The sequence below is a fragment of the Morganella sp. GD04133 genome (assembly GCF_029835375.1).
Lineage (GTDB): Bacteria > Pseudomonadota > Gammaproteobacteria > Enterobacterales > Enterobacteriaceae > Morganella > Morganella morganii_B.
In genome coordinates this window covers 1-26,167 of sequence record NZ_JAODZS010000016.1, presented here as the reverse complement: position 1 = coordinate 26,167, position 26,167 = coordinate 1, and the positions used below count along the sequence as shown (strand labels likewise).

Below are 26,167 nucleotides of genomic sequence, written 5' to 3'. Positions count from 1 at the left end.
GCTGACTACTTAAAATTATTTACCGCTGACCCAGTATGTACCGGTTGGTTCGACAGCCAGGAACTGACTGTACATGTCATCCATGGTTTTCTTCGGATCCAGATCGTTAAACTGCTCCGGATAGAACCACTTGGCAAAGACCTGCGCGGCAATCACGTTATAAGGTGAGTTATAATAGTTGTGCCAGATAGCATAGTCACGCCCTTCTTTCACTGCGGTCAGGGTATTGATGCCCTTACGCTCAGTAATGGCTTTCAGGCTGGTTTTGGCATCCGCTTCTGTGGCCTGCGCACCCAGCTGAACACCCGCATCGGTGCTGCCCGGGGCTTTCGCGCCGCTGACCAGATAAATATCCGGATCAACCGCAATCACTTTTTCCAGGTTCATGGTGCCCAGCGGGGTCGGCAGAACGTCTTTGGCGATATTTTTACCGCCCGCCACATCGATAAAGTTACCGAGGTTACCGTTACCGGTAGTACCGCAGCAGTCAGGGAAAGACCCCGCGCGCAGATCGATAAACACGGTCGGTTTTTTATCTTCCGGGATGTTGTCTGTCACGTCAGTGACTAACTTCATCTGCTTCTGATAAAAATCTTCAAAGGCTTTGGCTTTTTCTTCGCGGTGCAGCACTTTACCCAGCACACGCATACCCGGCAGGGTGTTTTTCAGCGGTTCGTTGCGGAAATCCACAAACACAACCGGGATACCGGCTTTTTCCAGCTGACCGACCAGTTCGCTGTTTTTACCCGGTCCGTGACCGGCCAGGCCGAAAATAGCCACATCCGGATTGAGGGTTAATACTTTTTCTGCACTGACGCTGTCCTCTGTCGTGTTACCGATCAGCGGGATCTTGTCGATTTCCGGGAATTTAGCTTTGTAGACAGCATAAGACTGCGGGTCGAGTTTGCGGAAATCCCCTTGCCAGCCGGCAATACGTGCCAGCGGTTTGTCCCCTTCCAGCAGAGCCACTGCGTGGATCATACGCCCTTCCCCTAACAGGATGCGCTCCACTTTTTCCGGTACTTCCACCGTACGCCCTGCGGCATCAACCACTGTTTCCGCCCATGCTGCGCTGCTCATCAGAACAGCCCCTGCTGCCAGGCTCATGGTCAGCCCTTTTGCTACAGATACTAATTTCACGTTACCGACTCCTGTTATCTGTCAGAAATTGGCGTTAACAATAAAGCAAATAAGAACTCTTATCAATATGGAATAATTATCTTCCTCATTACAATATTCGTTATCATCGGGTTGTAACGATATATCGAAATATAATCAGCAAGCAATGTCTGTTATTGATAGTTAAAACAACTGACTTAACGGATAAATGCAGTTTCAACCCGAGGATACCCCCGCAAAATCGGTAACGACAAACATAAAAAAAACCTGACCAATATCGTCAGGTTTTTTATCAATTTACGTGATATGTCACAAAACCGGGTCACACAGCCTTATTTATGGCTGGCCGGAAAGTCCATTTCACCATAGCGGACAAACTTAGTACGCTTAACAATTTTATAACCAAACCAGATGGCGAAGAACAGCGGCAGACCGATATACGTCGCGACCACCCCCACCCAGTCAATCTGATCCTGCAGGAAGGCTTCGTAATTCTGGCCGAGCGTGATGGTCAGACACAGAATAAAGGCGAAGATCGGGCCGACCGGGAAGAAACCGGAGCGGTACGGCAGATCGTTCAGGTCATAGCCCTGCTTAATGTAGCCTCTGCGGAAACGGTAGTGGCTGATGGCAATCCCCAGCCAGGCGATAAAGCCGGTCATCCCCGAGGCATTCAGCAGCCACAGGTATACAGACTGGTTGCCGAACATCGATGTCAGGAAGCAGAGAGCGGCGATCACCGTCGTGGCAATCAGCGCATTACGCGGCACACCGCCTTTGGACAGTTTGGCAAACAGTTTCGGTGCTTTGCCGGATTTCGCCAGGGTGTACAGCATACGGGTGGAGGCATACATCCCGGAGTTACCCGCAGACAGTACTGCTGTCAGGATAACGGCGTTCATCACCGCTGCCGCAGAGAGCAGACCGGCGCGTTCAAAGACCAGGGTGAACGGGCTGACGCTGATATCGGTTTCATCATTACGCAGCAGGTTCGGGTCGGTGTACGGGATAATCAGGCTGATCACCAGAATCGCCAGCACATAGAACAGCAGGATACGCCAGAACACTTTACGCACCGCTTTCGGAATATTTTTGGCCGGATCTTTGGATTCACCGGCAGCGATACCGATAAGTTCAGTTCCCTGGAAGGAGAAGCCGACAATCATGGCCACCCCGATCATTGCGGCAAACCCGCCTTTGAACGGTGCCTCACCGACAGTCCAGTTATGCCAGCCCGCACCTTCCCCGCCTTTCATAATGCCGGTGATCATCATCACGCCGACAACAATAAACAGGATAACGGTACTGACCTTAATTAAGGAGAACCAGTATTCCGCCTCACCGAATCCTTTTACGGAAATAAAGTTAAGCAGGAACATGATGGCGAGGAACGCCGCACTCCAGACCCAGCCCGGGATCTGATCCGCCGGGAACCAGTAGGTCATCACCAGCTGTGCCGCCACCAGGTCAACCGCGATAGTCACCGCCCAGTTGTACCAGTAGTTCCAGCCCAGTGCGAAACCGAAGCCTTCATCCACATATTTGGCACCGTAAGTGGCAAATGAACCCGATACCGGCATATAAGCCGCGAGTTCGCCGAGGCTGGTCATCAGGAAATAAACCATCAGACCGATAATGGCATAGGTTAGCAGCGCCCCGCCGGGACCGGCCTGGGCAACGGTGGCACCGGAAGCGACAAACAGCCCCGTACCGATAGATCCGCCGATGGCGATCATCGCCAGATGGCGCGCCTTTAATTCACGGCGCAGTGACTGCGGTTGTTCACCCGCGCTTTGATTTGCTTGCTGAGACATTACAATCCTGTTTCATGTAGTTATTTTTCATCCACTGAGCGTGATTGTAGCGAAATCCCGGGACTGTACCCAGCAAATATGCGGCATTATAAGATACCTGCATAATCGCTGCGGAATTATAAGCACCCGGCTTATAATTGCCTCAGCTGCCCGCCGGAAACCGGCGGCAGAAGAAACAGATGCCGCGTCAGCGGCAATAGGTCAGGAAGGTATTGAGGGCGTTGGAGATATGCTTCTGGCGGTGATAAATCCGGAAAAGTGTGCGGTTGAGAGTAAGCCCGGTAATTTTCACCTCTGACAGCAGCCCGTTACTCAACTGTTCGGCAATCACCCGCCGCGACAGACAACTGACCCCGCGCCCGAAGCGTACCGCGTGTTTGACGGCCTCGGAATTCCCCAGCTCCATTTCCACGCGGAAACCGGGCAGACGGTTAAAGAGGATCTGATCCAGCACTTCCCGCGTACCCGAGCCGCGCTCACGCAGAACCCAGGCCACATCGTTCAGATCAGACAGAGTGAGATTGTTTTTCTGACTGAGCGGGTTATCCGGACTGCAGAAAATCACCAGTTCATCTTCCAGCCAGGGTTCGGTAATCAGTTCCGGGGAATGGCAGACCCCTTCGATAAGCCCCATATCCGCACGGAACTCCAGCACGGCTTTAATCACTTCCTCCGTATTGGCGATAAATAATTCAACCTGTGTATTTTCATGCACCGCGCGGTATGCCCCCAGCATTTCCGGCAGCATATAGTTGCCGATGGTGGTACTGGCCGCAAAACGCAATGCCCCCGCATCGGATTTAAACAGCTGTTCAATTTCACCGGCCTGCTCAAGCAGAGCAATGGCCTTCGGATACAGCAGCCGCCCGTGCTCATTGGTCACCAGACGTTTACCGACCCGGTCAAATAACTGAACATTCAGCTGATTTTCCAGATCTGTCAGAGAGGCACTCACGGCGGACTGTGAAAGCGCTAACTGCTGGGAAGCTTGTGTCGTCGAACCGGACTTCTGAACTTCTGTAAAGACTTCGAGCTGTCTCAGTGTGATGCGCATGGCAAAGCGCTCCCTTATTTCATTCCGATTATTATCATCATATTAACATTATACTTATAATTTAACATTGCCATTACCGCTAACCTGATTTTTAGATTAATTATAGAATTATTATCAATTTTAAAAATATTACGCTTTCCGCTATGCTTTGCCCATCGTTATTCCTTTTTGTGAGTTACTTATGTCTGAAAGTCATATCAAATCTGAAAAAGCCTGCCATACAGCAAAACCGAAGTGGCTGAGACTGCTTCCGGGCTTTGTCCTGGCAGGGATTCTGACCACCGCGGCGATGCTGCTCGGGGAAATGCCCTGGTTTATCAACCTCGGGCTGGGCGCACTGACACTGGCTATTCTGCTGGGGATTATTGCCGGTAATACCGTTTACCCGCATATCAAACCGCAGTGTGAAGCCGGGGTCGGTTTTGCCAAACACTATTTTTTACGGGCGGGGATCATCCTGTACGGCTTCCGTCTGACATTTCAGCAGATTGCTGATGTCGGGATCAGCGGTGTGATTATTGATGCCGTGATGCTGACCAGTACTTTTCTGATCGCCATGTATATCGGCCGTAAATGGTTCGGGCTGGACAGAGAAACCGTCATTCTGATTGGTGCCGGCAGCAGTATCTGCGGTGCGGCAGCGGTGATGGCAACCGAGCCGGTGGTGAAAGCCCCGGCAAGTAAAGTAGCAGTTGCGGTCTCTACGGTGGTGATTTTCGGTACCATCGGCATCTTCCTGTACCCGTGGCTGTTCCATCTCAATGCCGCGCTGGGCTGGCTGCCGTTCAACGACATGAGCTTCGGGGTGTATGCCGGGTCTTCCGTGCATGAAGTGGCCCAGGTGGTGGCGATTGGTCATGCCATCAGCCCGGATGCGGAAAACAGCGCCGTGATCAGTAAAATGATCCGTGTGATGATGCTGGCACCGTTCCTGCTGATCCTGTCTCAGTATCTGAGCCGTCAGAAAAGCAGTGCCGGGGGCGCGGCGAAGGAAAAATCCAAAATTACCATTCCGTGGTTTGCCGTCTTCTTTATTCTGGTGGCCGGATTTAACTCCTTCCATCTGATCCCGGAAATTATTGTCCGCCAGATTATTGTGCTCGATACCATTCTGCTGGCCATGGCCATGGTGGCACTCGGTCTGACCACTCACGTCAGTGCTATCCGTCAGGCCGGTATCAAACCGATGCTGATGGCGCTGGTGCTGTTCGTCTGGCTGATTGGCGGCGGTGCCGCGATTAACCTGCTTATCCCGCTGATCACCGGCTGATCATCCCTCCCTTTCTTTCAGTGATATCCCGGTTGTGCGACCGGGATATCCTGTCACTGCATTCTCCGGTTCCTTATGCCATAATCGGTACAAAGAAGGAGAAAAACCAATGAAATATGTCGGAGCACACGTCAGCGCCGCCGGTGGTGTTGATCAGGCGGTTATCCGGGCGCATGAACTGGGGGCAACCGCATTTGCCCTGTTCACCAAAAACCAGCGCCAGTGGAAAGCCGCCCCTCTGTCTGAAAACGTCATCGCCGCCTTTAAGGCTAACTGCAAAAAATACGGCTACGGTCACGGGCAGATCCTGCCCCACGACAGCTATCTGATTAACCTCGGTCATCCGGAAACGGAAGCACTGGAAAAATCACGCGAGGCATTTCTTGATGAATTGCAGCGCTGCGAACAGCTCGGTATCGACCGTCTGAATTTTCATCCCGGCAGCCACCTCAATAAGATTGAGGAAAAGGCCTGTCTGGCGCGGATCGCGGAATCCATTAATATTGCGCTGGATAAAACCCGCGATGTGATTGCCGTGATTGAAAACACCGCCGGACAGGGCAGCAACCTCGGCTTCCGCTTTGAGCAGCTGGCCGCCATTATTGAGGGTGTTGAAGATAAATCCCGCGTTGGTGTCTGTATCGATACCTGTCATGCGTTTGCTGCCGGCTATGATCTGCGGACAGCGGAAACCTGCAAAACCACATTTGCGGATTTTGAACGCATTGTCGGGTTTGAGTATCTGAAGGGCATGCACCTGAATGATGCAAAAAGTGAGTTCGCCAGCCGCGTTGACCGTCACGACAGTCTCGGTCAGGGTAAAATCGGCAACGCGCCGTTTGAATTTATTATGAAGGATAACCGGTTCGACGGTATCCCGATGGTGCTGGAAACCGTAAATCCCGATATCTGGGCACAGGAAATCGCCTGGCTGAAATCGCTGGAGAAATAACCCGGATTATACCACCGGGCTGAGTTTAATTTTTGCCATCATTGCCGCCAGTTCGGCGCGGTCACGGACACCGACGCCGGGCTGGCTCACGGCCAGTGCAGACACCGCTGTCGCCATCCGCAGCGTGTGTTCGCTGCTCTGACTCATCAGCAGGCCGTATACGAGGCCGCCGACCATCGAATCACCTGCCCCGACAGTACTCACCACCTCACAATGCGGCGGCAGCGCCCGCCAGGCACCGGACGCATTCACCCACAGCGCGCCTTCCTGTCCCAGCGAAATGACCACATGAGCAATGCCTTTATCACGCAGGGCGTGGGCGGCGTTAATGACATCTTTCAGTTCCGGCAGCGGTTTCCCCGCCCAGACCTCAAGCTCATGACGGTTGGGCTTCACCAGCCACGGCGTGGCTTTCAGACCAGCCACCAGCGCCTCACGGCTGCTGTCAAAAATAATGCACGGGCACAACTGGCGCAGACGGCTCATCCAGGTGGTAAACCACGCCGGATCCACACCTTCCGGCAAACTGCCGCTGACCACCACCATATCGAACTGCCCGAGCCAGGTCAGCGAATCCGCCATAAATTTCTGCCATTCGCTTTCGGTGATACGGAAACCGGAGAAATTCAGATCCGTCACCGCGCCGCTGTTTTCGGTCAGTTTCACGTTGATCCGGGTGCGTCCCGGGATCACATGAAAACGGTTTGCCAGCCCGTTTTCACTGAAAAAATGCTGGAATTCTTCCTGATTATCTTTTCCCAGAAAACCGCTGACAGTCACATCCACCCCGAGATCTCTCAGGACTTTGGCGACATTAATGCCTTTTCCCGCAGGATGTAACCCTACCGTTCTGACACGGTTCACCTCGCCCGGGACAAGGGACGGGCACATCCCCACAAGGTCATAGGCCGGATTTAAGGTAATTGTGGCGACTCGACGGGTCATCAGCCGGGTGCTCCCTCTGTTATTTTTGGCTAACGGGTTATAATCATTAGTAATATTATGCAGCATGATACAACAGCTGCTTTTGAATCGTTTCAGTTATAACACAGACAGGCAGATATTCTATGCTCTGAATCATTCATTTTGCAGGAAGATATTGTCAAAAACAGACAGGCTGTCACTCCGGCGGGCAGCAGTGTACCATAGCGCCCGCAATCTGATTAAAAAGAAGGAAAAAATAATGTCAGTCGTCGTCGGTACCGGGGTGGTTATTGTCAACAGCAAAGGTGAAGTGCTGCTGGGTAAACGCAGCGGCAAGCATGCGCCATACTGGTCCATTTTCGGGGGACATGTTGATCCCGGTGAAACCTTTGAAGCCTGCGCCATCCGTGAAATTCAGGAAGAGATCGGCATTACCCTTACTGACCCTAACGTTATCGGGCTGTGCAATAACCTGGAAACATACCGGGCAGAAGGCAAGCATACGGTGTCTGTCTGCCTGCTGGCACACTATGACAGCGATACGCTGCCGGTGATTCAGGAGCCGGATAAATTTGACGGCATTATCTGGTGCTCTCCGGACAATCTGCCGGAACCGCATTTTGAAGCCAGCCGCAACGCCATTCATCTGTGGCAGACCGGTCAGTTTTATCTGACAAAATAATCCGTTACATGCCGCACCTGAATACCGGGGCGGCAATTGCGCATTTATCACCCAATCACACACAATTACGCGGATTTATCAATTTATCTGCTTTACAACCTTTTTTTGCCGCCGTATCATCAAGCTAGTACACGGAGCTGAGTAACCGGAGGATTTATTTAATGAGCAGCGACGCAATAACACAAACCAAACGCCCTTCCGTCCTGGGCGGTGCCATGATTATCGCCGGTACCGCTGTTGGTGCAGGCATGTTTTCCATCCCTGTGATGACAGCGGGTGTCTGGTTTACCGGCTCCGTTCTGCTGCTGATTTACACCTGGTTTTGTATGTATACCTCCGGGCTGATGATCCTCGAGGCAAACCTCAATTATCCGTCAGGCTCCAGTTTTCACACCATTACCAAAGATCTGCTGGGTAACGGCTGGTCAGTGATTAACGGGCTCTCCATTGCTTTTGTGCTCTATATTCTGACCTATGCGTATATCTCGGCGGGTGGCTCGATGTTACAGGAGAACCTGGCAGCACGCGGGCTCAATATCACCCCGGCAATGAGCGGAATTTTCTTTGCCGCCGTGGTGGCGGTGATTGTCTGGATTTCCACCAAAGCCGTTGACCGCCTGTGTACCATTCTTATCGGCGGGATGGTAATTGCATTTGTGATGTCCGCCGGCGGTATGATCACGGAAGTGAAAACCGCGGTGTTATTTAACACGCAGGAGCCGGAAGCCCGCTATCTGCCGTATGCGCTGGTGGCGCTGCCGTTCCTGCTGACGTCATTCGGCTTCCACGGTAACGTGCCGGGTCTGGTGAAATATTACCGTAATGACGCGAAATCCGTGGTACGCAGCCTGCTTATCGGCTCCCTGATTTCACTGGTGATCTATATCTTATGGCAGCTGGCCGCTCAGGGTAACGTCCCGCGCGAAAACTTTAAGCAGGTTATCGCGGAAGGCGGCAATATCACCGCGCTGTTAAACCAGATGAAAGCGGCCATCAACAGTGACACCACCGTGCAGTTACTCAATGCCTTCAGTTATATGGCGCTGGCCAGTTCCTTCCTGGGGGTGTCACTGGGGCTGTTTGACTATATCGCAGATTTCTTTAAGTTTAAGGATAACGGCACCGGTCGCCTGAAATCCGCCGTATTTACCTTTGTTCCGCCGGCGATTCTGGCCGTGCTGTACCCGAACGGGTTCCTGTATGCCATCGGCTATGCCGGGCTGGCAGCAACTATCTGGGCGGTGATTGTCCCGGCGCTGATGGCAAAAGCCACCCGCCGCCGCTTCCCGCAGGCAGCCTACCGGGTGCCGGGCGGCAATGCGATGATCATCTTTATCATCCTGTTCGGACTTCTCAATGCCGTCACACATATTTTATCCATGATGGATCTCCTGCCGGTTTACCGCTGATTTCACCCTGATATCACACCCGCTGCATTTCTGCAGGCGGGTGTGATAATTTGGGCTTGCACATTGGAAAAACTGCGAGTAATTTTGTCGCCAATCCGCAGGCTTTAAGGCCTGCTTTACTATTGATATTTATTATGTAACGGGACAAATTATGGCAAAAGCCAATGAAATTAAACGCGGAACCGCAGTGAGCTATAATGGCAAACTGCTGATGGTCAAAGATATCGATGTCCAGACGCCAAGTGCCCGCGGGGCCAGCACCCTGTATAAAATGCGTTTTACTGATGTCCGCACCGGTCAGAAAGTGGAAGAGCGTTTTAAAGGCGATGATATTATCGAGACCATTACCTTAACCCGCCGCGCTGTTCAGCTCTCTTATGTTGACGGTGATGAGTATGTCTTTATGGATGATGAAGACTTCACGCCGTATCCGCTGAAAAAAGATCAGATCGAAGAAGAACTGCTGTTTATTCCTGAGGAAGGCCTGCCGGGTATGCAGGTACTGACAATGGATGGCCAGGTGCTGGCGCTGGAGTTACCGCAGACTGTCGATATGGAAATAGTTGAAACCACCCCCGGCATCAAAGGGGCATCCGCCAGTGCACGGACCAAACCGGCAACCATGGCGACCGGGCTGGTGATTCAGGTACCGGAATACCTGAGTAACGGTGAAAAAATCCGCATTCATATCGCGGAACGCCGTTATATGGGCCGCGCGGATTAATTCCCGCAGCCGGTAAAAACTGCCTGTTACCGGGTTACCGGTTTTCTGCACATTGCGGAGACCGGCTGACCCGCCGTCCTTTTCCCGCCTTTCAGAAATAATCCACCCGCAGATACGCTTCACGACGCTCTTCATTCAGCACCGAGTAAGACGTGCGCCCCATTGACTGCGGCAGACGCCCCCGGGCAAGTTCACCTTCGGCGGTATTATCCTGCATACTCGCGGGTTCACCGTTGCGCAGACAACGGTATTCAAACGACGGCTGACTGTTCTGCGGTTTTTCCGCTGTCAGGACACTGACTTCACAGGCGGCATTCACCACACTGCCGGACAACAGAATCGTTCCTTCACTGACACCGGATGCCGCACCCGGCATGATAACTGACAAGCTTAACAACATACCGCTGAAAATAGCCTTAAGATGATTCATCACAGGCACCTCACTGTTGTTTCGTCGGATTGACGACCAGCGTGTTAACGTTACCGCTGTACCTGTTATAACGCGCCCGGCACAAAAAAAGAAGAGGAAACCGATATCGTGGTGTGATGCATCACACGATTTTTCCGGTTTCCTCTGCATGCATGAATGGTGATTCTCTGTCTGTATTACAGATAACTGACAACAACCATAGCGAGCTGCTTACTATCATCCAGCCAGTGGAGTTTTGCATCGCCCATATTAGCCGGTATCAGATCGGACACTGACCGGGTATCACGGGTAATGGTCTGGGTATTCAGCCGTTCTTTTTTCATTCCGGAACGGTAGCAACGGGAACTGATGTCATTCGTCTGAAAGTCCATTGTGCAGGGGCCTTCAACAATCGCACCGTGGAAAATAATCACACCGGATGCAGACTGGCCTTTGCTTTCAGCTGCAACAGCGAAACTGCTCATCAATAAACCTGCGGCAGCGACAAAGAATTGTAACTTTTTCATAACATACCTCTTCGGATAAGTATTCCCGGAGGCAGTCCGTTTTACCGCCGGGATGAAAAATATTCGCTTATTCTTTATCGACAATAAGTCAGTAATCTTTAACTGCGACATAATAAACGACGTGCTCAGATCATATCATCAAGTATTATATTCCCGGTTATCCCATATGATGACACTTACACGTTCTTATTATCTTAAAATTCTTCTTTAGAAAAATTATAGCCTGCCTATTCTATACGGCAAATTACACATAAAATTAATACCTATTTTCCCCTTTTTTTGTAAAACACGGTGTCTGTTTTCCTGACAGACTATAAAAGACAGCTTATGGCTGCTTTACATATGTTATAAACAGGTTAAATCACCATCGTGCAACGTATTCTATATCCGCTTTTTATCAGTCTCGCCGGTACCCTGCTGTTCCTTTCCTGGTACCTTCCGGTTGACCACGGTTTGTGGGCAGAGCCTGATCACGCCATCTTCCGTTTTTTCAATGATCCGCTCGCCGATCAGCATTCACTGGCTGTCTTTATTGCCGTCATCAATAATCGGGCGTTTGATACCGCTGCACTTCTTCTGATGGGACTGGTTTATTACGCGGCTTTCCGCAGGCAGGACCGCGCCGGGAAACGCCGTCTGGTGATGGCGGGTGTTGTCATGGTAATAAGTGCGGTACTGATTAATCAGGCCGGACAGGCAATTCCTTTTAACCGCCTCAGCCCGACACTGGCACTGGATTCTGTTCACCGTGTCAGCGAGATTACCGGGATCTTTACAAAAGATGCCTCAAAAAGCAGCTTTCCGGGCGACCACGGACTGATGCTGATCATTTTTGCCGCTTTTGTCTGGCGTTATGCCGGATTGCGTTATTTTGCGGCGGCGGTTTTACTGATCATTATCTTTTCCTTACCCAGGATAATGGCCGGTGCACATTGGTTCAGCGATATCATGGCCGGTTCACTGTCACTGGCACTCATTACAGTCCCCTGGATTTTACTGACACCGCTGAGTGATTGGTGTGTCAATTTTCTGGTACGCCGTATGCCCCGTCCGGCCGATATGACAAAGAAAAATTCACATTAGTGAAACATATTTGACATCACATTCTGATGGTTTTGCCGGTGTATTTAAGGTTTTGTAAATAACCGGCTTTTTCCCTCGCCATTTCCTACACCTTTATGTAGTATCAATCCGTCCGATTATTAGGAATTGATTAATTTCACCGATAATAAGGCCTTTACGGGTGGCGGATTAACCTTTCCTCAGTAATTGTTCATGGATATTAAACGTGTTGTTCCGCACGTTTTCAGAATAAACATATTGTGCATATACGCAGATTTAATTAGTGTTGATATGTTTTGTTTTTTTTAAAGTGACGCTTGTCACATAAGGACTGCAAGGGAAAACTCACACATGGTCACATCTCAACCTATTCTGAGATATATCACCCGGATTGTTCCGGCATTGATTATCGCGGCGACATTGTCAGCATGCAGCACATCTCCAAATTCAGCCCGTCAAGTTCAATCTGAAACCCGTACAAACGGTTTTATCTTGCAAGCGTCTCAGGATGAATTCGAACAGTTAGTCAATAATGCCGATGTAAAATCCAGACTGATGTCTCAGTATGCCAGTTGGAAAGGCGTTGCTTACCGTCTCGGCGGCACTACCCGCACGGGTATTGATTGCTCCGCGTTTGTCCGTCAGACTTTCCTCGACCAGTTCGGTATGGAACTGCCGCGTTCAACCGCTGAACAGCAGACTGTCGGCACCAGCGTAAAACGCGCTAAATTACAGGCCGGCGACCTGGTGTTATTTAAAACCGGAAAACGTCAGCGCCATGTCGGTATCTATGTCGGTAATGACAAATTTGTCCACGCATCCACATCAAACGGTGTTATCGTCTCAAACATGACGGATAAATACTGGAACAACCGTTATTACGACGGACGCCGTTTAATTAAATAATACATTCACTCCCTTGCAGTGTATTATTTAAAAAGAAAAAGCTTCCCTTTCAGGAAGCTTTTTTTATCTCTGAATTTTCTCAGCGCCCGTTATGCAAACCGGTTAAGCAGCACATCAGAACGGGTAACGGGCAGAAATATTCTCTGCAATGGCCGCCCCGGCCATTTTCAGGGCACACAGTGCGGTACTTTCATCATCACTGTGTAAAAACAGGCACGGCTCCCCTTCCCAGGTCAGGATCAGGCTGTCAATCTGCAACCCTTCCAGGTGCGACCGGATGGCGCACAATGCATCATATGTTGAGTGGTGGCCGTGACTCAGTAATTTCAAACCGGTCAGGCTGTCTTCCCTGCTCTGCAACGATTCAGGTAACGCCTCTAACCGGCGGCCGTTATCATGACCGGCAAGCCGGTAATGCTGTGGCAGGCGGGAAACTACTGAAAGCGCATTACTATTCACACTATTATCCTGTCATACTGTGCCGGTGAATCATCTGAAATAAAATTTCCGACCCAATCCCTCGGAATTAACGAACATTCTGTGTTCACGGATGATAAAACACCGGTGATTTACTCCCGATCCGGTAATAAAACACAATGTGTTTTTTCGCCGGATGTTAACATCATCAATCCAATTGCCTCTATTTGTATACTGTTTTGTTAAGATTCTCAACTGGTTTATTTTATATCATATAGCTGAAATTGACTGAATAAGGATATAATTCCGTATTGCAACAACTGACTTACCCTTAAATACGATGAAATATCAGCTGATTATACAATTAAGAGGAACACGTACAGTATTATGCATTACTTTCTGTCATGAAATAAAATTTACATCAATGTAACTTTTCATGATTCAGATCAACCAGACGATGACGGAATCGTTATCCGGGATAATCATTCGACTATTACTGATATTGCCGAAATGACCGGCCCGGAAACATCCGGACCGGCAGCAGAGAAAGGAAATCAGGCGAAACGCCGTGCGTACAGCACCAGTGAGGCAGCAACCAGAATACAAAGCGCCATTGCACCAATCATCGGCCAGACGGTTGTCATATTAAACGAAGCCACCACCGCACCGACACCAGCACCGATACCAAACCGCAGCACCCCGGCCAGTGATGATGCCGTTCCGGCCATATGCGGATAATCATCCAGAATCACCGCCATGGCATTCGATGTGATCATAGCGATATTTCCCACATAGCAGGCCACACCTATCATTACCGCCACAAAACCGAGATCGGCGGATGCCGCCAGTACCAGCCAGCATCCCGCCAGCAATTGCACCACCAGCCCGGTGCGCAGCATATTCAGTGCCCCGAAGCGGCGGACATAACGGCTGTTAATGGTGGTCATAATAAAGAGGAAAACAATATTCAGCGCAAAGCAGTAACCGAATTCCAGCTCCGTCAGCCCGTAAAGCTGAATGTAAACAAATGACCCGGCGGATAAAAACGAGAACATCCCGGCAAAGGAAAAACCAGATGCCACCATATAACACAGCACCCGCTTCTGACGGAAGAGTGTGACAAACTGACCAAGCATGATCCGCAGCCGGAACGGCTGACGCCGCGCTTTCGGCAGGGTTTCGCGGATAAAGAACAGCACCAGCAGCGCGGCGATCAGCGCGGCAATCATGATAGTCCAGAAAATCGCATGCCAGCTGAACCACAGCATCATCATGCCGCCCATGATCGGCGCCAGCAGCGGTGCCACGGTCATCACCAGCACCACAAACGACATACTGCGGGAAAATTCATCTTTAGTGAATATATCGCGCATCAGGGCGTTGATCACCACACTTGCCGCTGCCGCTGCAAAGCCATGCAGCCCGCGCATCCCGATAAAGGTACCGATATCCTGCGACATTGCACACCCGGCGGAAGCCAGCGCGAAAATCAGCGTTCCCCCGAGGATCACCGGCTTGCGGCCGAGCGCATCCGCCATCGGGCCGTACACCAGCTGCCCGGCGGCAAACCCGATCAGGTAGCTGTTGAGTGTCATCTGGACATCGCCTTCAGTGACACCAAAGTCACGGGCGATGGTCGGCATGCTTGGCAGATACATATCGATAGCCAGCGGCATCAGCATCGATAACAGCCCCAGGATAAAAATCAGGCCGAAATAGGCCGAACGTTGCACTTGCACGCCTGTTACTCCGTATTAAATTCAGTAAAAAGGTGTTCAGAGAACCGACTGAATTTCCTCATCAGTCAGCGGGCGGTATTCCCCCGGTTCCAGGCTGTCATCCAGCACAATGCCGCCGATACGCTCACGGTGCAGCGCATCCACATGGTTACCGGCAGCGGCAAACATACGTTTGACCTGATGATAGCGCCCTTCGGAAATCGTCAGCCGCACATCCTGCGGAGTGATAATCTCAAGTGTTGCCGGTTTGGTCGGGTGCTGTTCGCCGTTAAGCATCACACCCTGCTCAAACAGCGCGGCGGTCGTATCCGCCACCTGCTCAGCCAGGGTAACACGGTAGGTTTTCTCGCAATGATGTTTCGGTGAGGTGATACGGTGCGACCACTGCCCGTCATCAGTCATCAGCACAAGCCCGGTGGTATCAATATCCAGCCGTCCGGCGGCATGCAGTTTATGGGCAACCGGTTCATCGATAAAATAAAGAATCGTCGGGTTAACCGGGTCATCCGTTGAGCAGACATAGCCCTGCGGTTTATTCAGCATAAAATAGCGCGGCCCGGTCACATGTGTCATCACATTACCGTCATAGGCCACTTCGTTCTCCGCGCTGACCTTCAGTGCGCCGTTTTTCACGACATCACCATCCACAGTCACCCTCCCCGCACGCAGCTCTCTCGCCACAAGGTTCCGGCTAATGCCCATCTGATGGGCAAGAAATTTATCTAATCGCATGAATGTCTCTTAAACCTGACGCGCCCGCAGCATCCTGCCGGCTGATAAGCAGATAAAATGAAAGAATTTGGTTCGATAATAACCACGGTAATCATTATAACAACAAACTATCAACATCACAGCGCCTTTCTGACGGCGCTTCCGCTGTTTATCCGCCGTCATGCAGTCAATTGTCGCGCCTAAAGTGTGATATGCTGACACCCTGATTTTGTCTGTTCCGCCGGAGTTTCTGTGACGTTTACCCTGCGACCTTATCAGCAGGAGGCTGTTGATGCCACCCTGCTCTATTTCCGCAAACATACCTCGCCTGCGGTGATTGTTCTGCCCACCGGGGCGGGAAAAAGCCTGGTGATCGCCGAACTGGCACGACTGGCACACGGTCGCGTCCTGGTGCTGGCACATGTCAAAGAGCTGGTGGAGCAGAATCACAGTAAATATCAGGCTTACGGCCTGGAAGCCGGTATCTATTCAGCCGGATTATCACAAAAAGAGTCCTCGCAAAAAGTCATTTTCGGCAGTGTGCAGTCTGTCGCCCGTAATACCGCCGATTTTGACGGCAAATTTTCCCTGCTGATTATTGATGAGTGCCACCGGATCAGCCTCAGCGAAGACAGCCAGTATCAGCAGGTGATACAGCATCTGCAGAAAAATAATCCGGCCCTGCGCATTCTCGGCCTGACTGCCACACCGTACCGGCTGGGCAGCGGCTGGATCTATCAGTATCACTATCATGGCATGATCCGCGGCGATCATGAATGCTTCTTCCGCGATTGTATCTATGAACTGCCGCTGCGTTATATGGTCAGCCATCAGTATCTGGTGCCGCCGCAGCGGCTGGATATGCCGGTGCTGCAATATGATTTTTCACAGGTGCCGGTCAGCGCCGCCGGGATGTTTGACTCGCAGGTACTGGCACGGGAAGTGAAAAAACAAAAGCGGATCACACCGCGTATTGTCCGCCAGATCATTGAGTATGCCGCGCCCCGTCAGGGTTGCATGATATTTGCCGCCACCGTGGAGCACGCGGCGGAAATTGTGTCACTGCTGCCGCCGGGCGACGCGGCGCTGGTCAGCGCGGATACCCCGTCCGCAGAGCGGGAAACGATAATCCGCAATTTCAAAGCGCGGCAGCTGCATTATCTGGTCAACGTTTCCGTGCTCACCACCGGGTTTGATGCCCCGCATGTGGATGTGATAGCCATTCTGCGCCCGACAGAGTCTGTCAGCCTCTACCAGCAAATTGCAGGGCGCGGCCTGCGTCTGTCTCCCGGGAAAACGGAGTGTCTGATCCTCGATTACGCCGGAAACCCGCATGACCTCTATATGCCGGAAGTCGGCAATCATAAACCGAACAGCAAAAGCCAGCCGGTGCAGGTGTTCTGCCCGTTATGCGGTTTTGCCAACCTGTTCTGGGGATTATGTACCGACGACGGACATATCATCGAACACTACGGCCGCCGCTGTCAGGGAATTATTGATGCGGATGATAAATCCGCCCGTCATCAGTGTGATTTCCGGTTCCGTTTTAAACTCTGCCCGTCCTGTAACGGGGAAAATGATATTGCCGCCCGGCGCTGCAGCCACTGTGATGAAGTTCTCAGTGACCCGGATGATATGCTGAAAGCCGCGCTGCGCCTGAAAGATGCGCTGGTGCTGCGCTGTGGTGGTATGGCGCTTTCTGCCGGGCAGGATAATCGCGGTGAATGGCTGACCATCAATTATTACGATGAAGACGGCACCACCGTCAGTGAGCGTTTCCGCCTGACCACCCCGGCACAGCGTTTTGTCTTTGAAAAACAGTTTCTGGCACAACATTTGCGCGCCCCCGGCGTGCCGTTTCAGTGGCAGGATGCGGAATCGGTTATCCGTCAGCAGATGCTGCTGCGTTACCCGGATTTTGTTGTCTCACGCAAAAAAGAGAACTACTGGCAAATCCGCGAAAAAATCTTTGATTATCAGGGCCGATTCCGCAAATCCGACAGTCTGGCCTGACCCGGCGTGCTGCTTTTTAGGTTTTACGCCGGGTTTCGTTTGCCGTTTGTCCGCATTTTCGGTAAAATGCACGCCGCTTCATCACGGGTAACCCTGCTGAAGCCAAATACCGACTTTGCTGCTGGGTCGCCTGTAGCAAAGATTTTTTTTACTCTTGTTAAAGAGAAAAGCTATGTTAACTATCAATGCTGAATTACGTAAAGAGCAGGGTAAGGGTGCGAGCCGCCGCCTGCGCCGCGCAAACAAGTTCCCTGCTATCGTTTATGGTGGCAACCAGGAACCTGTTTCCATCGAACTGGACCACGACGTCCTGATCAACCAGGAAGCTAAAGCAGAATTTTACGAAGTTCTGAACCTGGTTATCGATGGTAAAGAAACCAAAGTGAAAGTACAGGCTGTACAGCGTCATCCGTTCAAGCCAAAACTGACACACATCGATTTCCTGCGCGCTTAATTACGCCACCTATCGAGCTTTAATCGGGACGCCGAGTAAATAACGCCGCTTTTGCGGCGTTATTTATTTCTGCTCTCACTATCCTTTATTACCACGGCGCTGTAACTGATCCCGCAGGTTCGGCGGTGTCCCTTTAATCGTCAGGGTATCCGTGGCCGCATCCCAGAAAATCCGCTCACCCAGTAACATTGCATCAAAATTAATGGTCAGCCCGCCGCCGCTGCCGGCAAATTTTGTCAGCTGACGCAATGTGCTGCGATCGGCTGGGAAAGAATCCTCCAGCCCGTACTCTTTTTCCTGAGTAAACTGCGCAAAGCTCTGCTCACCCAGCGGCGGCAGTTCCGCAGACAGCTCTGTCAGCTGAATCTCTTCACCGCTCTGTAACTGCTCCGTGCAGTAATCAAATACCTGTTTGCGGTAAGACTGACGCGCCTGTTTGTCCGCCTGTGCTTCCTCACAGTAATCATCCAGCGCCTGTAGCAGGCCTTTGTTCTGGATTTTGGCATTAAAGCCTTCTGCGGCACCGAGGAAATCCATAAAGAAATCGGACACTTTGCGCCCGACCCGGCCTTTGAGGAACGTCAGGTAACGGCTGGATTCCGGATTGGTTTCCCATTCGGTCAGGTCAATACGGGCGATAATATCCGCATGCGGGATATCCAGATAATGGGTGCTGTTAAGTTCCAGGCTCTCATTGACCAGCATGCTCTGGCAGTTGTCGAGTACCGCGACCAGCAGATATTCCACCGCCAGATAACGGTAATGGGCAAACAACACCACACCGCCCTGGGCAAACGGGTATTTTGCCAGTTCATCCTTCAGGCGGACGGTTGCCGCACGGGTAAAGGCGTGAAATTCTTCCTCGCCCTGCCGCTGCAGGCGCAGTGCGGCAGACAGCTCACTCTCTTCATTAAACACACCGTACGCTTTGCTTTTCGCACTGTAGACCCGGTGCAGTTCAGCCATCATTTCCTCAACAATGGCGGTCTTTTCCAGTGGTGTGTCCCGCAGCACCACTTCCAGTGTCTGTTCGTCGCGTTTAATCAGCTGATGTAACGCAATCTGAATGATATCCAGACTCATCTTTTACTCCTTCGGCCTCGTTTGCGCGTATTCAAACACCGTTGCAATCTGTGCGCAAGTCACAATGACAGGAGAATGTGACAAGACAGGATAATCCGCGGCGTGCATACTGAAAATGACGTATTCCCTGCGTAACCGGATCCATAATTGAAATAATTTTCCGCAAAAAGCAGAAATACGAACGCTCATCAGTTATGATATAGAGCTTTGTACAATCAGGATATCTACGTTTATGCCGCAATCATCCCGCTACAGTGATGAACACGTTGAAAAATTACTGGCTGAGCTGGTCAGTGTGCTGGAAAAAAACCGGACACCGACTGACCTGTCTCTTATGGTGTTAGGAAATATGGTGACCAATCTCATCAATACCAGTGTTGCGCCGTCACAACGCGCTCATATTGCTGAATCCTTCGCCCGTGCCCTGCAATCTTCCGTCAGTGAAGATAAAGCGCACTGACCGCATACCGGCTGACGACGAAATTCTATGGTAACGTATCGTCCGAAATACGGTGACAAAGTCTCTCAGATGATAAGCTGGGGGCACTGGTTCACCCTGTTTAATATTCTGCTGAGTCTCGCGCTCAGCAGCCGTTACCTGTTTATTTCTGACTGGCCGGATACACTGATTGGCCGTATTTACGCCATCACCAGCTGGCTGGGACATTTCAGTTTCCTGGCGTTTGCTCTCTATCTGCTGATCGTGTTCCCGCTCACCTTTGTGGTGATGTCGCAACGGCTGCTGCGCTTTTTATCGGCCGCCCTGGGTACAGCGGGGCTGACACTGCTGCTGTTTGATATCGGCATCTATGAACAGTTCCGCCTGCATTTAAACCCGGTGGTGTGGGATCTGGTCGTGAACCCGGAACAAGGGGAAATGGCGCGGCGCTGGCAGTTTGTCTTTATTGCGATCCCGGTTATTTTTCTGGTCGAGATGCTGTTCGGCACCTGGAGCTGGCAAAAACTGCGCAGCCTGAACCGGCAAAAATTCGGTAAACCCATTGCGGTGGTATTTATCACCGCCTTTATTACCTCTCATATTATGTATATCTGGGCGGATGCCAATTTCTACCGTCCGGTCACCATGCAGCGCTATAATCTGCCGGTATCTTACCCGATGACTGCCCGCAAATTCCTGGAGCGCCACGGCCTGCTCGACAGCACCAGTTATGAGCAGCAACTGCTTCTGCACGGCGACCCGACCGCCCAGGGCGTTGAATACCCGATCAATAAACTGACTTATGCAGACAATGGCAGCGGCTATAATTTACTGCTTATCACCCTCACCTCGCTGAGCCGGGAAGATATTGATAAGACCATGCCGAACCTGAACCGGTTTGCACAGGAAAGTACACAATTCACACAGCACTACAGCAGTGAAATCAATCCGGAACGGGCACAGTTCGGGCTCTATTACGGTATCTCCGGCACTTATTATGACGGCATCCTCAACGGACGTGTTCCGTCTGCCCTGATGACCGCACTGAGTGCTCAGAATTATCAGACCGGATTCTTCTCAACGGAAAACTTTGCCTCCCCGCTCTTCCGCTATGCCCTGCTGGCGGATTACAGCCTGCCGCCGCTGCGTGACGGGCAGGACAAGCGCGGGACAGCCACCGCCTCTGCGGATGTGGCAGAACACTGGTCACTCTGGCTGAAACAGACCCGTAAAGATCAGCCGTGGTTTGCGCTGATTAACCTCAGCACCCCGTTACCGGATGGTCATTCCGCCCCGGATATGACGAATATTGATAACACGCTGGGCACACTGATTCAGGATATCCGTGTACGCGGCGAGTGGGATAAAACCGTTATTGTCATCACCGCCGGTACCGGTGACAGCATGGCAAAACTGCAGGACAACTGGGTCACTGATGGCAAATTCAACCGTGACCAGCTGCGTGTTCCGCTGATTATTCACTGGCCGGATACCCCGGCGCAGACTATCAGCAAACTGACCGCACATCCGGATATCATGGCAACCCTGATGCAGCGCCTGCTGCACGTCAGCAATCCGCCGGGGGAATACACTCAGGGTGATGATTTGTTCAGCGCCACACGGCGTAAACCACGGATATTTACCGGCGATAACAGCAATCTGGTGATTATCAAACCAGACTCTGCCTCACTGCTGACAACACAGGGTAAATATCAGCGCTTTGATGAGAATAACGAAAAGATCCGCAATGCCAAACCGGATATGGCTGAATTACTTCAGGTGCTGACTGAACAAAAACGCTTTATCGACACTCACTGATCCCCGGACAAAAAAAACGCAACCGGCACAGTGCTGTCTTGCTTTAATCAAAGAAAACAGTAGTATAGGTAGTATTCGGCATGTAGCGCAGCCTGGTAGCGCACCGTCATGGGGTGTCGGGGGTCGCAGGTTCAAATCCTGTCATGCCGACCAGTCTTTTTATAAGAAAACCAACCTGTTAGGGTTGGTTTTTTTGTGCCTGTAATTCGCAAGCCATCACACCTTAAGCATTTTCACCGTTTCATCAATATCGATTTCATCTTCAGAGAAGTTCAGAGTACTTCCGTGCTGTGTGGTAATCGCGAGTTTTCTGAGTGTACGCATTTCGGCCGGGCCGGCGGATTTTGGTTTGATGTTGTTCATCAGCACACCGACAGACAGTACTACATTCTCTTTATCAATCCCGGTATCTGCCGCTTCTTCCTCACTGTAAACCACGAAGGACTTAATGGCCGTCAGTTTAATACGTTCACCGGCGATGAAAATGTATTTACTTTCCGGTACCACTTTTACCGCGTAGGCTGACAGCCCTTTGTTATTGGTACCGGGTTCAAAGGTCACGGCGGCATTTTTCTTAATCAGGTCAGGATTGGCGACCTTAACCACGTGAAAATAACGGTTATCCCCGTTCTCATCTTTGATAAACCCAAAGCCTTTATCTTCAAACCATGTTGTGATTGTTCCGTTCATCGCCGTTACCACCTGCTTAATCATCTGTTGCTGAGTCATTACAGCGCGCAGTATAAAGCACAATGCCTGTACAGACCATGCCTTTGGATTAAGACGTTATCGTGCAACACTCCGGACACCAGTGGATAAAAGAACAGATTATGGCAATATGTTACGGTAATCACGATTATATCACCCGCTGACGGAGATCATTTTGCTGAGATATTCCCTGCTTTTGCTTTTAGTAATGATATCTGCCGCACAGGCGAAAATAGATATTACGGCTATCGGCCAGTGTAAATACAGCGGGCAGTTAATCCCTGAAGATATCGCCGGGCAATCCGGCGACGGTGAAATTCATCTTATTTACCGGACAGACACCACGGGAAGAGCCTATCCGGTAAAAATAACGAAAAATACCTGTGATGAAAGATGCAATGCCCGGGATGCTGTGCGTATTTTGCGGAAAGTAAGATGCCCGCCGGCTCCTCCCCGTTATAACCGCAGAATGATTATTAAATTCTACAGTGATACAGAAAAGCACAATGACAAATTTACACCCCGCAATCTGATGGTTTGATATTTATCTGCATCACCCGGGTACCGTCCGAAAAATAGTTATGCTGCAGCCCGGCGGGAAATGCCAGCTGCCATAACCGCATGATCGCCGAGTCCTGACAATATTTTGCTGTCAGGATGCCCTGCATTTTATTTATCGCCTGTTCTTCTCTGAACAATTCCGGCGGCAGACCGCTAACCTGATAATTCAGGATAATCACGTTATTCTCCCGGGTGACCTCAGTCAGAAGGGTGAAAGGGTCAAACCGGATCGGCAGTAACTGACTCTCATTTTTAATGATCATCGCCTGAAGTGCGTCGTATTCTTCCGGTGATTTTGTCCCTGCGGCTGTATCTGTCTGCGCGGCACAGAAAAAAGAAAAAGAAAAAAATAACATCCCTGCTTTGAAAATAGCTTTATTCAACATTGTCCTGTCCCTGTTAAAAATACATATCAAATAACATTTTGGTGCTGATCCCGGCAGAGACCAGAATAATCATCGGTTTTATTACTTTCAGCCCGGAACTCAGTACAACACCGGCGCCCAGCCGCGCACCTATTGCCTGTCCGGCAAACATCAGTAATCCCAGCGACCACATCATTTTACCGCCCGCGATAAAAAAGATAACCGACGAGGTATTGGAAGCCAGGTTCAGAAAATTAGAATGAATCTGCGCTTTATCGATCCGGTATCCTAACAGCAGCATATAGCTGATGGTATAAAATGTCCCGGCGCCGGCACCCAAAAATCCGTCATAGAATCCGACACCGCCGCCGCAGATAAATGAAAACAGAAAAAAGGAAACACGCTGTTTTTCTTTGGATTTAGTGATGTCAGGCGCAAAAATAAAGTACAGCGTGACACCGATAATTAATCCCGGCAGTAATTTTTTCAGAAAAGTCGGATCAATAAACTGCACAAAAATCGTGCCGGCTGCGGCACCGAAAAATGTCGCAATAAAGACCCATTTATTATTTTTTAAATCAATCCGCCCCTGGCGCAAAAAATAAACACCGGATGTTAATGAACTGCCCAGAGCCTGCATCTTATTTGTTGCCAGTGCGTTAGCAGGCGGTAACCCGGAAATCAGCAGCGCGGTAATCGACAGAAAACCACCACCGCCTGATACCACGTTGATAAATCCGGCGGCCACGGCGACAAAAAACATGACAATAAGAAATGTTATGCTCATGGAAAGACACTTTAAATGACAGAGGTAATCAGTATATAAAAAGTACATATCCGAAAAAGTGATACCGCCCCTGCTGCCGGATATTTGGTATAATAAAATGTCATTTTTCTGAACAGGATACTGGTATGTTGCGCTATGGTATTCGCATTACGCATATTTTCCGGCACGCTTTTCACTCGCGTCCGCGTTTTATTATCTCCCTGCTGGTCGCGTTTGTGACTTTTTTTGCCCTGTTGCCCGGACAGAGTACACTGATGTGCCTGATCCTCAGCTGGAATGCCTTCTCCTGGGTATACCTGCTGTGTCTTTTTGAGCGGATCATTAATAAGAAAGTAAAAGATATCCGTAAGCTGACTAAAATTGAGGATGAAAGCGCCCGCATGGTGATGTTTTTCCTGCTGGCCGGGTGTTGTGTCAGTTTACTGGTGCTCTTTTTTGCCCTCGGCGGGCATGGTAATCTGACCGGTAATGATAAAGCTTTCCAGTATATTCTGACCGCATCCACATTAGTGTCCTCCTGGCTGTTATTACCGGCCGGATTTACCATGCACTATGCGCACCTTTATTACACCAACCCGCAACAGGAAAAACCATGGCTGTTATTTCCTGACAGACCGGCGGAACCCGGTTACTCTGATTTTATGTATTTTTCATTTACGATTGCCGTCGCCTCGCAGACTGCCGATGTGGAAATTGCGTCCTCCCCGATGCGCCGCGCCGTATTAATGCAATCCGTCGTCTCTTTTATTTTTAATATGGCGATACTGGGATTATGCATTAATATTTCTGCCGGTTTATTTTAAACGGAGTGGCTGATGGAAGCATTACTGACACACTGGATTGCAGAATACGGCTATTGGGCAACCTTCTTCGGCACCATGATAGAAGGGGAAACCGCTGCATTTTTATCCGGCATTGCCGCACACCATCAGTTATTATCCTACCCGAAAGTGATGCTGGTGGCCGCCCTCGGCGGAATTATCAGTGACAATATTCTGTTTTTTACCGGTTATTTTGCCGGAAACCGGATCCTGCCCCGTATTCATAAACATACTGATAAAATAGCCCGCCTGCAGCAGATTATTCACCGCCGTGAAAGCCTGATTATTATCGGAATACGTTTCGCTTACGGATTAAGAACTATCGGCCCCGTTATTATCGGCGCCGCCGGTATTAATCCGCTGAAATTTTTTGTACTGAATATTCTCGGCGGGGCCATATGGGGAAGTATTATTGTATCTGCGGGGTATTTTGTCAGCGCGGCAATCCTTGCCCTGCCGCTGCATACTTATCTTGCCTGGTTCCTTATCCTCGCGGCGGTTGCCGGTCTGTTTGTGCTGATAAGAAAGCATAAATTAACGCTGTAAACTGCGGAGCAAACCCGCCCGTCAGCCATTATTCCGGCTTGCGGGCGCTGAGCAGAAAGATCATCGGTCGTTCTTTTTCTTCATCCAGCGCCGGATTGGCGGCAATCTGTGCTGCTGACGGCCCCCACTCATCGATGGCGGTGATGTCAAAACCGGCTGTGATCAGCGCATTTATCCAGGTGGATAATTTCCGGTGCTGCTTTTCCACACCATCGGTAAACCAGTTGCTGATCCTGACGCCTTCCTGCTGATATTGATTGACCGGCCAGGCTTTATTACCCGCACTGTCCGTACACCAGTTCTGAATGACAGGAGCCGTATAGATCGGGTGTTCTGCGGAAAAAACCAGACTGCCGCCCGCGACCAGCGCCTGATACAATGTGGCAAAGAGAGCCGGAATATCACGTATATAGTGCAGTGCCAGCGAGCTGTAAATCACATCGCTTTGTGCTGCCGGTATCTGCAGTGTCTCAAGATCGGCGCGCAGCCAGGTAATATCCGGATCCGTAGTCATCGATGCGGCTTTCGCCAGCATTTTCTCTGACAGATCAAAACCGGTCACCCGGGCAGCACCCTGCTCTTTTGCCCAGCGGCAGAACCAGCCATAGCCGCAACCCAGGTCGATCACTGATTTTCCGGCCAGAGGCGGCAGCAATGCCTGCATGGCGGCCCACTCAGGCGCACCGTCCAGCCCTTCTGCTGAGCGGGGCAGTGTGGCATAACCAGCAAAAAAATCCGGATTATCATAAATATTCTGAGACATAACTTACTCCTTAAATAATGAGCAAATTATATTCATAGTTTACCGGTTTCCGCCACAATTCTGTTTTACAGACATAAAAAAACCTCACCG

The 26,167-nt window shown here is 50.7% G+C and carries 27 protein-coding genes and 1 tRNA gene; 14 read left to right on the top strand and 14 right to left on the bottom strand.

Features of this window, described 5'->3' with window-relative positions:
* Positions 1 to 15: 15 nt before the first annotated feature.
* From N7387_RS09495 to yieE, 3 genes are all read right to left on the bottom strand, one after another.
* Positions 16 to 1,140 carry an ABC transporter substrate-binding protein gene (locus N7387_RS09495; RefSeq protein ID WP_279798485.1) on the bottom strand — a complete coding sequence of 375 codons (1,125 nt, stop codon included), beginning with the start codon at positions 1,138 to 1,140 and terminating at the stop codon, positions 16 to 18.
* A gap of 311 nt (positions 1,141 to 1,451) precedes the next feature.
* A complete protein-coding gene (locus tag N7387_RS09490; RefSeq protein WP_279798483.1) occupies positions 1,452 to 2,933 on the bottom strand; it encodes an amino acid permease in 1,482 nt (493 codons plus the stop codon).
* 187 nt (positions 2,934 to 3,120) lie between these two features.
* Positions 3,121 to 3,987, bottom strand: coding sequence for a DNA-binding transcriptional regulator YeiE (yieE, locus tag N7387_RS09485; protein ID WP_262882453.1), 867 nt, complete (start codon positions 3,985 to 3,987; stop codon positions 3,121 to 3,123).
* A gap of 181 nt (positions 3,988 to 4,168) precedes the next feature.
* On the opposite strand from yieE, the gene N7387_RS09480 reads away from it, so the two are divergent.
* On the top strand, positions 4,169 to 5,257 hold the full coding sequence (locus N7387_RS09480; protein WP_279798481.1) for a YeiH family protein: 1,089 nt from the start codon (positions 4,169 to 4,171) through the stop codon (positions 5,255 to 5,257).
* A 109-nt stretch (positions 5,258 to 5,366) separates the two neighbouring features.
* The gene (nfo, locus tag N7387_RS09475) at positions 5,367 to 6,209 is read left to right on the top strand and encodes a deoxyribonuclease IV (RefSeq protein ID WP_279798479.1); all 843 of its coding nucleotides are present in this window, start codon (positions 5,367 to 5,369) and stop codon (positions 6,207 to 6,209) included.
* A 6-nt stretch (positions 6,210 to 6,215) separates the two neighbouring features.
* On the opposite strand, the gene fruK is transcribed toward nfo, so the two are convergent.
* Positions 6,216 to 7,154 (bottom strand): 1-phosphofructokinase, encoded by a 939-nt coding sequence (gene fruK, locus N7387_RS09470; protein WP_024473447.1) that lies wholly within the window; start codon positions 7,152 to 7,154, stop codon positions 6,216 to 6,218.
* Between the two features lie 238 nt (positions 7,155 to 7,392).
* On the opposite strand from fruK, the gene N7387_RS09465 reads away from it, so the two are divergent.
* From N7387_RS09465 to yeiP, 3 genes are all read left to right on the top strand, one after another.
* Positions 7,393 to 7,815 carry an NUDIX domain-containing protein gene (locus N7387_RS09465; RefSeq protein ID WP_279798476.1) on the top strand — a complete coding sequence of 141 codons (423 nt, stop codon included), beginning with the start codon at positions 7,393 to 7,395 and terminating at the stop codon, positions 7,813 to 7,815.
* A gap of 161 nt (positions 7,816 to 7,976) precedes the next feature.
* Positions 7,977 to 9,224 (top strand): tryptophan permease, encoded by a 1,248-nt coding sequence (gene mtr / locus N7387_RS09460; RefSeq protein ID WP_262864721.1) that lies wholly within the window; start codon positions 7,977 to 7,979, stop codon positions 9,222 to 9,224.
* 151 nt (positions 9,225 to 9,375) lie between these two features.
* Positions 9,376 to 9,948: an elongation factor P-like protein YeiP gene (yeiP, locus tag N7387_RS09455; protein ID WP_262859778.1), complete on the top strand. Its 573-nt coding sequence runs from the start codon at positions 9,376 to 9,378 to the stop codon at positions 9,946 to 9,948.
* A 91-nt stretch (positions 9,949 to 10,039) separates the two neighbouring features.
* Here yeiP and N7387_RS09450 read toward each other — a convergent pair whose 3' ends face one another.
* Positions 10,040 to 10,378, bottom strand: a complete 339-nt coding sequence (locus N7387_RS09450) for a type 1 fimbrial protein (RefSeq protein WP_279798473.1) — start codon at positions 10,376 to 10,378, stop codon at positions 10,040 to 10,042.
* Between the two features lie 176 nt (positions 10,379 to 10,554).
* Positions 10,555 to 10,884 carry a type 1 fimbrial protein gene (locus tag N7387_RS09445; protein WP_279798470.1) on the bottom strand — a complete coding sequence of 110 codons (330 nt, stop codon included), beginning with the start codon at positions 10,882 to 10,884 and terminating at the stop codon, positions 10,555 to 10,557.
* 369 nt (positions 10,885 to 11,253) lie between these two features.
* Here N7387_RS09445 and N7387_RS09440 point away from each other — a divergent pair, with 369 nt between their 5' ends.
* On the top strand, positions 11,254 to 11,967 hold the full coding sequence (locus N7387_RS09440) for a phosphatase PAP2 family protein (RefSeq protein ID WP_279798467.1): 714 nt from the start codon (positions 11,254 to 11,256) through the stop codon (positions 11,965 to 11,967).
* A 330-nt stretch (positions 11,968 to 12,297) separates the two neighbouring features.
* Positions 12,298 to 12,852 (top strand): bifunctional murein DD-endopeptidase/murein LD-carboxypeptidase, encoded by a 555-nt coding sequence (gene mepS / locus N7387_RS09435; RefSeq protein WP_262859775.1) that lies wholly within the window; start codon positions 12,298 to 12,300, stop codon positions 12,850 to 12,852.
* Between the two features lie 114 nt (positions 12,853 to 12,966).
* Here mepS and N7387_RS09430 read toward each other — a convergent pair whose 3' ends face one another.
* The 3 genes from N7387_RS09430 to rsuA form a co-directional block, all read right to left on the bottom strand.
* Positions 12,967 to 13,311 carry a hypothetical protein gene (locus N7387_RS09430; RefSeq protein WP_262859774.1) on the bottom strand — a complete coding sequence of 115 codons (345 nt, stop codon included), beginning with the start codon at positions 13,309 to 13,311 and terminating at the stop codon, positions 12,967 to 12,969.
* Between the two features lie 512 nt (positions 13,312 to 13,823).
* A complete protein-coding gene (locus N7387_RS09425) occupies positions 13,824 to 15,008 on the bottom strand; it encodes a Bcr/CflA family multidrug efflux MFS transporter (RefSeq protein WP_279798462.1) in 1,185 nt (394 codons plus the stop codon).
* 36 nt (positions 15,009 to 15,044) lie between these two features.
* Positions 15,045 to 15,740, bottom strand: coding sequence for a 16S rRNA pseudouridine(516) synthase RsuA (gene rsuA, locus N7387_RS09420; protein WP_279798459.1), 696 nt, complete (start codon positions 15,738 to 15,740; stop codon positions 15,045 to 15,047).
* Positions 15,741 to 15,971: 231 nt separating this feature from the next.
* On the opposite strand from rsuA, the gene N7387_RS09415 reads away from it, so the two are divergent.
* Both N7387_RS09415 and rplY read left to right on the top strand, forming a co-directional pair.
* Positions 15,972 to 17,732, top strand: a complete 1,761-nt coding sequence (locus tag N7387_RS09415; protein ID WP_279798456.1) for a DEAD/DEAH box helicase — start codon at positions 15,972 to 15,974, stop codon at positions 17,730 to 17,732.
* A gap of 172 nt (positions 17,733 to 17,904) precedes the next feature.
* A complete protein-coding gene (rplY, locus tag N7387_RS09410) occupies positions 17,905 to 18,186 on the top strand; it encodes a 50S ribosomal protein L25 (protein WP_049240257.1) in 282 nt (93 codons plus the stop codon).
* A gap of 78 nt (positions 18,187 to 18,264) precedes the next feature.
* Here rplY and yejK read toward each other — a convergent pair whose 3' ends face one another.
* The gene (gene yejK / locus N7387_RS09405) at positions 18,265 to 19,269 is read right to left on the bottom strand and encodes a nucleoid-associated protein YejK (protein ID WP_262859770.1); all 1,005 of its coding nucleotides are present in this window, start codon (positions 19,267 to 19,269) and stop codon (positions 18,265 to 18,267) included.
* A gap of 232 nt (positions 19,270 to 19,501) precedes the next feature.
* Between yejK and N7387_RS09400 the strand changes: the two genes are divergently transcribed.
* From N7387_RS09400 to N7387_RS09390, 3 genes are all read left to right on the top strand, one after another.
* A complete protein-coding gene (locus N7387_RS09400) occupies positions 19,502 to 19,729 on the top strand; it encodes a YejL family protein (protein ID WP_004238019.1) in 228 nt (75 codons plus the stop codon).
* Between the two features lie 27 nt (positions 19,730 to 19,756).
* Positions 19,757 to 21,526, top strand: a complete 1,770-nt coding sequence (yejM, locus tag N7387_RS09395) for an LPS biosynthesis-modulating metalloenzyme YejM (RefSeq protein ID WP_279798449.1) — start codon at positions 19,757 to 19,759, stop codon at positions 21,524 to 21,526.
* Between the two features lie 76 nt (positions 21,527 to 21,602).
* A tRNA-Pro gene (locus tag N7387_RS09390) sits at positions 21,603 to 21,679 on the top strand.
* Between the two features lie 63 nt (positions 21,680 to 21,742).
* Here N7387_RS09390 and N7387_RS09385 read toward each other — a convergent pair.
* The 3 genes from N7387_RS09385 to N7387_RS09375 all read right to left on the bottom strand — a co-directional run bounded on the left by N7387_RS09385 (position 21,743) and on the right by N7387_RS09375 (position 23,947).
* Positions 21,743 to 22,216 (bottom strand): cold shock domain-containing protein, encoded by a 474-nt coding sequence (locus N7387_RS09385; RefSeq protein WP_279798616.1) that lies wholly within the window; start codon positions 22,214 to 22,216, stop codon positions 21,743 to 21,745.
* A 533-nt stretch (positions 22,217 to 22,749) separates the two neighbouring features.
* Positions 22,750 to 23,181 (bottom strand): hypothetical protein, encoded by a 432-nt coding sequence (locus tag N7387_RS09380; protein ID WP_279798446.1) that lies wholly within the window; start codon positions 23,179 to 23,181, stop codon positions 22,750 to 22,752.
* Positions 23,182 to 23,194: 13 nt separating this feature from the next.
* Positions 23,195 to 23,947, bottom strand: coding sequence for a TSUP family transporter (locus N7387_RS09375; protein WP_279798444.1), 753 nt, complete (start codon positions 23,945 to 23,947; stop codon positions 23,195 to 23,197).
* 125 nt (positions 23,948 to 24,072) lie between these two features.
* Here N7387_RS09375 and N7387_RS09370 point away from each other — a divergent pair, with 125 nt between their 5' ends.
* A complete protein-coding gene (locus N7387_RS09370) occupies positions 24,073 to 24,750 on the top strand; it encodes a DUF1345 domain-containing protein (RefSeq protein ID WP_025152939.1) in 678 nt (225 codons plus the stop codon).
* Positions 24,751 to 24,762: 12 nt separating this feature from the next.
* Positions 24,763 to 25,314 carry a DedA family protein gene (locus N7387_RS09365; protein WP_279798439.1) on the top strand — a complete coding sequence of 184 codons (552 nt, stop codon included), beginning with the start codon at positions 24,763 to 24,765 and terminating at the stop codon, positions 25,312 to 25,314.
* A gap of 28 nt (positions 25,315 to 25,342) precedes the next feature.
* Here N7387_RS09365 and N7387_RS09360 read toward each other — a convergent pair whose 3' ends face one another.
* Positions 25,343 to 26,077 (bottom strand): class I SAM-dependent methyltransferase, encoded by a 735-nt coding sequence (locus N7387_RS09360; RefSeq protein WP_279798436.1) that lies wholly within the window; start codon positions 26,075 to 26,077, stop codon positions 25,343 to 25,345.
* Positions 26,078 to 26,167 lie beyond the last annotated feature (90 nt).